Here is a 7,152-nt window from a genome sequence, read left to right on the forward strand (position 1 = left end):
GGAGCCCGTCATGGCCGGGCTTGTCCCGGCCATCCACGCGAGTCAGATGACAGCGAACGCTGGGCGACCGCCATGACTGATTTCCTCGAAGACGGCCGCCTTCTCTTCGCCGGCCCTTGCGATTTCATCTTCGCCAGCGCCAAGGCGGGCGACCTGCCGCCGCTCGGCCCCCCCGAAATCGCCTTTGCCGGCCGCTCCAATGTCGGTAAATCCTCGCTCCTCAATGCGCTGACCAATCGCAAGACGCTCGCCCGCGTCTCGCATACGCCCGGCCGCACGCAGCAGCTCAATTTCTTTGCGCTCGGCGGCGAGCCCGGCGCCGAGCGGCTGCGCCTCGTCGACATGCCGGGCTACGGCTATGCGGCCGTCAGCAAGGAAAAAGTCGCGAGCTGGGGCGCACTGATGCGCAATTATCTACGAGGCCGCGCCTCGCTCGCGCGCGTCTTCGTGCTCGTCGACGGGCGGCGCGGCGTCAAGCCCGTGGACGCGGAGATGTTCGATCTCCTCGACCAATCGGCCGTCTCCTATCAGGTCGTTCTCACCAAGCACGACGAGCTGAAAATCTCGGAGCGCGGCGCCGTCGTCGCCGCGACCACCGAGGCGCTGTCGAAGCGCCCGGCCGCCTATCCGGAGATCATTTTCACCTCTTCGCAGACAGGGGAGGGGATTCCGGCGCTCCGCGGCGCCGTCGCCCAGCTTCTGGCTGAGCGGGGGGCTTGAATATGAAGGATCGAACGGGCTAGTTCGGCAGCGCCCCCTCCCCAGCGTTGCGGGAGAGGAAGCAGATACGGGGCTTCATCCGGCATTCTCGATCGCCGGGGAGGGATGGGTCCAGCGCCAATGATCCAGGAAGTTCTCCCATGACCGTCTCGACCACTGAAAGCGCGCTCGAACAGGCCCGCATCCTCATGCAGGCGCTGCCGCATATGCTGCGCTACGACGAGGCCATCGTCGTCGTGAAATACGGCGGCCACGCCATGGGCGACGATGAGGTCGCGCGTAATTTCTCGCGCGACATGGTGCTGCTCGAGCAGTCCGGCGTGAATCCGGTCGTCGTGCATGGCGGCGGGCCGCAAATCGGCTCCATGCTCAAGCGGCTCGGCGTCGAATCGCGATTCGCCGACGGCCTGCGCATCACCGACGGCGAGACCATGGGCATCGTCGAGATGGTGCTCGCGGGCTCCATCAATAAGCAGATCGTCGGCTACATCAATTCCGAAGGCGGCCGCGCCATCGGCCTGACCGGCAAGGACGGTCGCATGCTGACGGCCAAGAAGCTCGAACGCTCGGACGGCGTCGATCTCGGCTATGTCGGCGAGCCCGACAAGGTCGACACCACGGTTCTCGACCAGGTGCTCGGCCGCGAGCTGATCCCCGTGCTGGCGCCGGTCGCGCAGGGGCCGGGCGGCGCGAGCTTCAACGTCAACGCCGATACCTTTGCGGGCGCCATCGCGGGCGCGCTCGGCGCCAAGCGCCTGCTGTTCCTGACCGACGTTCCCGGCGTGCTGGATAAGAACAAGGAGCTCATCCGCGAGCTGAAGGTCGCCGATATTCCGGGCCTCATCGCCGAGGGCACCATCACCGGGGGCATGATCCCGAAGGTCGAGACCTGCATGTATGCGATCGAGCGCGGGGTCGAGGGCGTGGTTATTCTCGACGGCAAGCTGCCGCATGCGGTGTTGATCGAATTGCTGACCGACCACGGCGCCGGCACGCTGATCACGCGGTGAGGAAACGTGGAACGCAGGACGCTTCGCGTGCAGTTCCCCGTCATGCCCGGCCTTGTGCCGGGCATCCACGCCGGACGGCGATGAGCGAGGGCCAACGCATTTGCCGCGTGGATGGCCGGGACAAGCCCGGCCATGACGGTTGTCGTGGCTGACGGACGATGAGCAACCCTCTAGGCGCTGGCCTGAACGATCGCTTCTCCCACATCGACACTTGGGTGTTCGATCTCGACAACACCCTCTATCCGCAGACGGCCGACCTCTGGCCCAAGATCGACGCGCGCATCACCCTGTTCATGATGCGCCTGTTCGGCCTCGACGCCATTTCGCTGCGCGCCCTGCAAAAACATTATTATCTGCGCTACGGGACGACGCTGCGCGGCTTGATGATCGAGCACGAAGTCGAGGCCGAAGCCTATCTCGAATTCGTCCACGACATCGACCGCTCGTCGCTCGAGCATAATCATTCGCTGGCCGAATCGATCGCGGCTTTGCCGGGCCGCAAGCTGATTCTCACGAACGGCTCGCGCCATCATGCGATCGCAACGGCCAAGCAGCTTGGGATCGACCATCTCTTCGAAGATATTTTCGACATTATCGCCGCAGATTTCATCGCCAAGCCGGAGGAGGCCGCCTATGAGCGCTTCTTCGAACGGCTGAAGGTCGACCCCGCACGCTCTGTGCTCTTTGAAGACATTCCGCGCAATCTCCTCGTGCCGCACAGGCGCGGGATGACGACGGTGCTCGTTCTGCCGGCCGCAGGAGAGGCGGTCGAGCGCGAGGCATGGGAGGTCGCGCGCGGCGACGAGCCTCATGTCGATTTCGTCACCGACGACCTCGTGGGTTTTCTCGAAACGCTCGGTCGCTGACACTTAACCGTCATTCAGGCGACATTGCTCTGTCTTGGCCATTACTTAGGCCTCCAGCCGCCGGCTGCGTCGATCGTACGGGCCGATGGATGGAGAGCCCGCAATGAAAAAATTCTTTTCCGCCGCCCTGCTTGCGGCTCTATGCGCCGCGCAGGCGCCCGCGCTCGCCGAAGAGCGCGACGAGCATGAAGATTCCGCCCGCAAGACGATCGCCGTCTTCGGCGACTGGCCGTACAACAAGCTGCTGATCGACAATGCGAAGCTGCTGATCGACTCGGTCAATAAGGACGGGGACGTCAGCCTCGTCATGCATCTCGGCGATATTCATTCAGGCAGCATGCCCTGCACCAGCGCCGGCATCCTGCCGCCGGTTCCGACGTCCGACCCGGGCTATAATCAGAAGATTTTCTCGTTCTTCCAGCAGTTCAAATCGCCGGTCGTCTATACGCCGGGCGACAATGAGTGGACCGACTGCCATCGCACCAAGGAGGCCACGAGCGCGCCGCTCAATGAAATCGCCTCGATCCGCACCCTGTTTTTCTCACGTCCCGGCCACACGCTCGGGCTCACCGACAAGACCGTCTACACCCAGGCTGAGAAATTCGACCCGAACTTCCCCAAGGACGCACAATATGTCGAGAACGTGCTGTGGTCGGACGCGCGGGTGATGTTCGTCACCCTGAATATGCCGGGTTCGAACAACGACAAGAACGCCTGGACGAATGGTTTCGAAGGCCCCGCGCATCAGCAGGAAATCGCCGACCGCACGGCCGCGGCGATTCGCTGGCTCAACACGGCTTTCCAATTCGCCATGCGCTATCGGATGAAGGGCGTCGTGATCGGCATTCAGGCCGATATGTGGGACCGCTTCGCGGCGGCGCCCGGCGGCGACGGCCTCGACGGCTATACGGGCTTCGTGAATGAGCTGGCGCGTCTCAGCGTCGCCTTCGGCAAGCCGGTGCTGCTGCTCAACGGCGACTCGCATATCTTCACGGTCGACAAGCCGCTCGCCGATCCGTCGAGCGCCATGGGCCAGATTCACAAGACCATTCCCGTGCCGAATCTGACCCGCATCACCGTGCAGGGCTCGACGGTCGCGCCGGCCGAGTGGCTGAAGCTGACCATCGATCCGCGCTCGGCCAATCTCTTCAGATGGCAGAATGTGCCCTTCTGCAAGGACCCGCTGACGAGCTGCCAGTAAGGTTGAAGAAACCCCATAGGTTCGCGCTTATCGGGTTTATTTCCGAGGCGGCCTCGTCCTCAAGAAGGGCGCTTACACATCTTCGTGTCGCCGCCCTCGTCATGGCCGGGCTTGTCCCGGCCATCCACGCCGCGCAACCGCAGCGGATGCTGGGTAATCGCCGAAAGGTTAGCGTCAGCGAGAGGAATAACGCGTCTCGTTGGGCTGTGCACCTGGGCGTGGGTGGCCGGGACAAGCCCGGCCATGACGGCTCCCAAGGTGCGTGACTCCGTTAGCCCGAGGGCGTCAACGTCAGCGAATTAATCTAGGGAAACTGCATCATCGCCAGATCGGTGCCATGCGGGCGCGCGCCCGCGGCGGTGAGCATAGCGTGAACCTGCCCGCGATGGTGGGTCTGGTGATTGAAGATATGGACCACGATGAGATGCTTGGGCTTCGCGATCGTGCTTTGAAGCAGGCCCGAATACCAGGTGAACTCTCCTTCGAGCGCCGCAGCGTCGAGGCGATTCGCCCAGTCGATCAGCCGTAAGTCGGTTTGCACGCGGTCGGCCTTCATGACCTCCCATTCGGCGCGAAACGCGCTCGAGTCGTCCAGGCTGCACTCCGGCTGCGGGCCGCCGGCGATGCGGCTGAGCCACATATAGTCCGCCCACAGCAAATGATTGAGCGTCGCATGGATGGATTTGAAGAACGCGCCCCGGTCCTTGCGCCGCTCTTCGTCAGATAAGCCGTCAGCGGCGGCATAGAGGTTTTGGTTCTGCCATTGATTGTAGCGCGCCATGGTTCGCGCGAAGGAGGGGTCGATCATCGGCTTGCCTTTTGTGATTCAAAAATTGCGTTTTCGCCGCCGCCTCTTTCCAAGGCCCGCCGCCGCCGCGGGTCAAGAGCAAGGCGCGGCTGTGCGGCTGGCGCTCAGAGTTGACTCCCCCCGCCATGCGCCTACAAACCGGCCCAGCTTTCTCCACCCATGGGACCTTCATGCCGCACACCGGATTAGAAACCCTCATCACCGCCGCCTTCGAGGATCGCGCCAATATCAACGCCGAGACCCAGGGCGATATTCGCCGCGCCGTCGACAGCGCGCTGCGCCTGCTCGACGCCGGCAAGCTGCGCGTCGCGGAGAAGATCGAGGGCAAGGAGGGGCCGGACTCCTGGCAGGTCAATCAATGGCTCAAGAAGGCCGTGCTGCTCTCCTTCCGTCTCAACGATATGGCGGTGATCGCGGGCGGGCCCGGCGGCGCTACCTGGTGGGACAAGGTGCCTTCGAAGTTCGTCGGCTGGGGCGCGGGCGAGCATAGCGCGGCCGGTTTCCGCTCCGTGCCGGGCGCGATCGTGCGCCATTCGGCCTATGTGGCGCCGGGGGCGATCCTCATGCCGTCTTTCGTGAATCTCGGCGCCTATGTCGACGCCGGGACCATGGTCGACACCTGGGTGACGGTCGGCTCCTGCGCGCAGATCGGCAAGAATGTGCATCTCTCCGGCGGCGTGGGAATCGGCGGCGTGCTGGAGCCGCTGCAGGCCAATCCGACGATCATCGAGGATGACTGCTTCATCGGCGCGCGCTCGGAGGTCGTCGAGGGCGTCGTCGTCGGCAAGGGCTCGGTTCTGTCGATGGGCGTCTTCATCGGCGCCTCGACCAAGATCATCGATCGCGCCACCGGCAAGGTCTACACGGGTTATGTGCCGCCTTATTCGGTCGTCGTCTCGGGAAGCCTGCCCGGCAAGCCGCTCCCCAATGGCGAGCCCGGCCCGTCGCTTTATTGCGCGGTCATCGTGAAGACCGTCGACGCCCAGACCCGTTCCAAGACCGGCATCAACGAGCTGTTGAGGGACTGATGGCCATCGACGCCGAGCGCATCCGCTTCCTCTACCGCACCGAGCAGGGGCGCATCGACCGCGCGACCTGGCTCAAGGGCGCGGGCGCGCTGGCGGCGGTGATTGCGCCTTTCTTCCTCATCTGGCTCGCGCTCTCGCCCTATACGGAGCACGATCTCGCCAAGGACCCCTTCTTCGTGCCGATGACGGCTGTGGCTTACAGCTTTGTCCTCGTCTACGCCTTTGCGATCCTGCTCGTCGCGGTCTGCTATGTGAATCTCTCCGCCAAGCGCTTCCGCGACCTCGGCCAGCCTGCGCCGGTCGCGCTCGCGGGCCTCGCGCCGCTCGTCGCGCTGATCGACGGCGCGACCCGCTGGCTGCAGCCGCGCGTGGCCGAGGTGATGCCGATCTATTGGGTCTGGGGCGTGGACGCCGTGCTGGTCGGGGTGATCGCCTGGTCCGTGTATGAGCTGGGGTTCAGGGAAGCGCATTCGCCTGAGCTTTCTTGACAACCGGCAGGGAGAGGCCGACCTTTTCGTCCATGCCGAAACCTGTGCAAATCGACGCCGAATGGGACGACGAGGCGCGCGTCTGGATCGCGACAAGCGACGACGCGCCAGGCCTCGTCGTCGAGGCGGAAACCTGGCAGTCCATGATCGACGACGTGCGGGCGGTATTGCCGGCGCTGCTCGACCTGAATGAGGGCTTTTCCGGCGGCCTTACGCTGACCTTTCGGGCGGAGACGCGCCTCGCTCTCAGCGGCTGATGGCGCGCCGAACGACGCTGTCATTCCCGACGCTCGCGCAGCGAGTGATCGGGAATCCAGAGCAAAAATAGCGCTTTTGTGGCTCTGGATTCCCGATCGGGCCTTCGGCCCGTCGGGAATGACAAACGCCAATGCGCGCTATCCAAACGGAAACGCTATGACGCCCCCAAGCGAGTCGTTCGAGCAGAAATGCTATCATTGCCGCGTTCGACCAAGTCCCGCCGCTCCGCGCGCGAGGCCCTGAAACATCCGCCGAAAGCTTTCTGACATGTCCCTCTCTCGCGCCGTTTCCCTCTCCCGCGATCTCATTCGCTGCGCTTCGGTCACGCCCGCCGACGCCGGCGCGCTCGATGTGGTAGAGCGCGAATTGAAAGCCGCTGGTTTCGAGACGCATCGGCTGCTTTTCACCGAGCCCGGCACACCGGATGTCGATAATCTCTTCGCCAAAATTGGCGCGGGCGCCCCGCATCTCGTCTTCGCCGGCCATACCGACGTCGTCCCAGCCGGCGATGTCGCGCGTTGGAGCTCGGACCCGTTCGCGGGCGAGATCGTCGATGGCCGGATCGTCGGCCGCGGCGCGAGCGATATGAAGGGCGCGATCGGCGCCTTCATGGCCGCGGCGCTCTCCTATGTCGCCCGCCATGGCGCCCCCAAGGGGACGATCTCCTTCCTCATCACCGGCGACGAGGAAGGCCCTTCGATCAACGGCACGGTGAAGATGCTCGACTGGGCGCGGGCGCGCGGCGAGAAATTCGACCACGCCATCGTCGGCGA

General features: G+C 64.3%; 9 protein-coding genes (1 of these 9 only partly in view). 8 read left to right on the forward strand and 1 reads right to left on the reverse strand.

What is annotated here, in order from left to right; genetic code table 11:
* The first annotated feature begins 72 nt into the window (after positions 1 to 72).
* From yihA to QNA11_RS18165, 4 genes are all read left to right on the forward strand, one after another.
* Complete coding sequence (yihA, locus tag QNA11_RS18150) at positions 73 to 720, forward strand: ribosome biogenesis GTP-binding protein YihA/YsxC (RefSeq protein WP_283484091.1); 648 nt, start codon at positions 73 to 75, stop codon at positions 718 to 720.
* A 140-nt stretch (positions 721 to 860) separates the two neighbouring features.
* Positions 861 to 1,730 carry an acetylglutamate kinase gene (argB, locus tag QNA11_RS18155; RefSeq protein WP_202074204.1) on the forward strand — a complete coding sequence of 290 codons (870 nt, stop codon included), beginning with the start codon at positions 861 to 863 and terminating at the stop codon, positions 1,728 to 1,730.
* Between the two features lie 158 nt (positions 1,731 to 1,888).
* The gene (locus QNA11_RS18160; RefSeq protein WP_283484092.1) at positions 1,889 to 2,596 is read left to right on the forward strand and encodes a pyrimidine 5'-nucleotidase; all 708 of its coding nucleotides are present in this window, start codon (positions 1,889 to 1,891) and stop codon (positions 2,594 to 2,596) included.
* 103 nt (positions 2,597 to 2,699) lie between these two features.
* On the forward strand, positions 2,700 to 3,797 hold the full coding sequence (locus tag QNA11_RS18165) for a metallophosphoesterase (protein WP_283484093.1): 1,098 nt from the start codon (positions 2,700 to 2,702) through the stop codon (positions 3,795 to 3,797).
* Positions 3,798 to 4,101: 304 nt separating this feature from the next.
* Here QNA11_RS18165 and QNA11_RS18170 read toward each other — a convergent pair whose 3' ends face one another.
* Positions 4,102 to 4,605: a DinB family protein gene (locus QNA11_RS18170; protein ID WP_283484094.1), complete on the reverse strand. Its 504-nt coding sequence runs from the start codon at positions 4,603 to 4,605 to the stop codon at positions 4,102 to 4,104.
* A gap of 170 nt (positions 4,606 to 4,775) precedes the next feature.
* Between QNA11_RS18170 and dapD the strand changes: the two genes are divergently transcribed.
* From dapD to dapE, 4 genes are all read left to right on the forward strand, one after another.
* On the forward strand, positions 4,776 to 5,633 hold the full coding sequence (gene dapD, locus QNA11_RS18175; protein ID WP_283484239.1) for a 2,3,4,5-tetrahydropyridine-2,6-dicarboxylate N-succinyltransferase: 858 nt from the start codon (positions 4,776 to 4,778) through the stop codon (positions 5,631 to 5,633).
* Positions 5,633 to 6,121: a DUF805 domain-containing protein gene (locus QNA11_RS18180; RefSeq protein ID WP_283484095.1), complete on the forward strand. Its 489-nt coding sequence runs from the start codon at positions 5,633 to 5,635 to the stop codon at positions 6,119 to 6,121. Before dapD ends, QNA11_RS18180 begins: the two co-directional genes overlap by 1 nt.
* A 32-nt stretch (positions 6,122 to 6,153) precedes the next feature.
* A complete protein-coding gene (locus tag QNA11_RS18185) occupies positions 6,154 to 6,378 on the forward strand; it encodes a DUF1902 domain-containing protein (RefSeq protein ID WP_283484096.1) in 225 nt (74 codons plus the stop codon).
* A 268-nt stretch (positions 6,379 to 6,646) separates the two neighbouring features.
* A protein-coding gene (dapE, locus tag QNA11_RS18190) for a succinyl-diaminopimelate desuccinylase (protein WP_283484097.1) crosses the window boundary here: on the forward strand, positions 6,647 to 7,152 show its beginning. The gene runs 652 nt beyond the window's last position; only the first 506 of its 1,158 coding nucleotides appear in the window; its start codon is at positions 6,647 to 6,649; the stop codon falls past the right edge of the window.

Origin of the sequence: Methylocystis sp. JR02, from assembly GCF_030063565.1 — a bacterium.
GTDB classification, from domain to species: Bacteria; Pseudomonadota; Alphaproteobacteria; order Rhizobiales; family Beijerinckiaceae; genus Methylocystis; species Methylocystis iwaonis.

Bases quoted from the DNA above. Each gene is read 5' to 3' on its own strand.
- yihA (WP_283484091.1), top strand. From the start codon at position 73: ATGACTGATTTCCTCGAAGACGGCCGCCTTCTCTTCGCCGGCCCTTGC.
- argB (WP_202074204.1), top strand. From the start codon at position 861: ATGACCGTCTCGACCACTGAAAGCGCGCTCGAACAGGCCCGCATCCTC.
- QNA11_RS18185 (WP_283484096.1), top strand. From the start codon at position 6,154: ATGCCGAAACCTGTGCAAATCGACGCCGAATGGGACGACGAGGCGCGC.
- QNA11_RS18180 (WP_283484095.1), top strand. From the start codon at position 5,633: ATGGCCATCGACGCCGAGCGCATCCGCTTCCTCTACCGCACCGAGCAG.
- QNA11_RS18165 (WP_283484093.1), top strand. From the start codon at position 2,700: ATGAAAAAATTCTTTTCCGCCGCCCTGCTTGCGGCTCTATGCGCCGCG.
- QNA11_RS18160 (WP_283484092.1), top strand. From the start codon at position 1,889: ATGAGCAACCCTCTAGGCGCTGGCCTGAACGATCGCTTCTCCCACATC.
- dapD (WP_283484239.1), top strand. From the start codon at position 4,776: ATGCCGCACACCGGATTAGAAACCCTCATCACCGCCGCCTTCGAGGAT.
- QNA11_RS18170 (WP_283484094.1), bottom strand. From the start codon at position 4,605: ATGATCGACCCCTCCTTCGCGCGAACCATGGCGCGCTACAATCAATGG.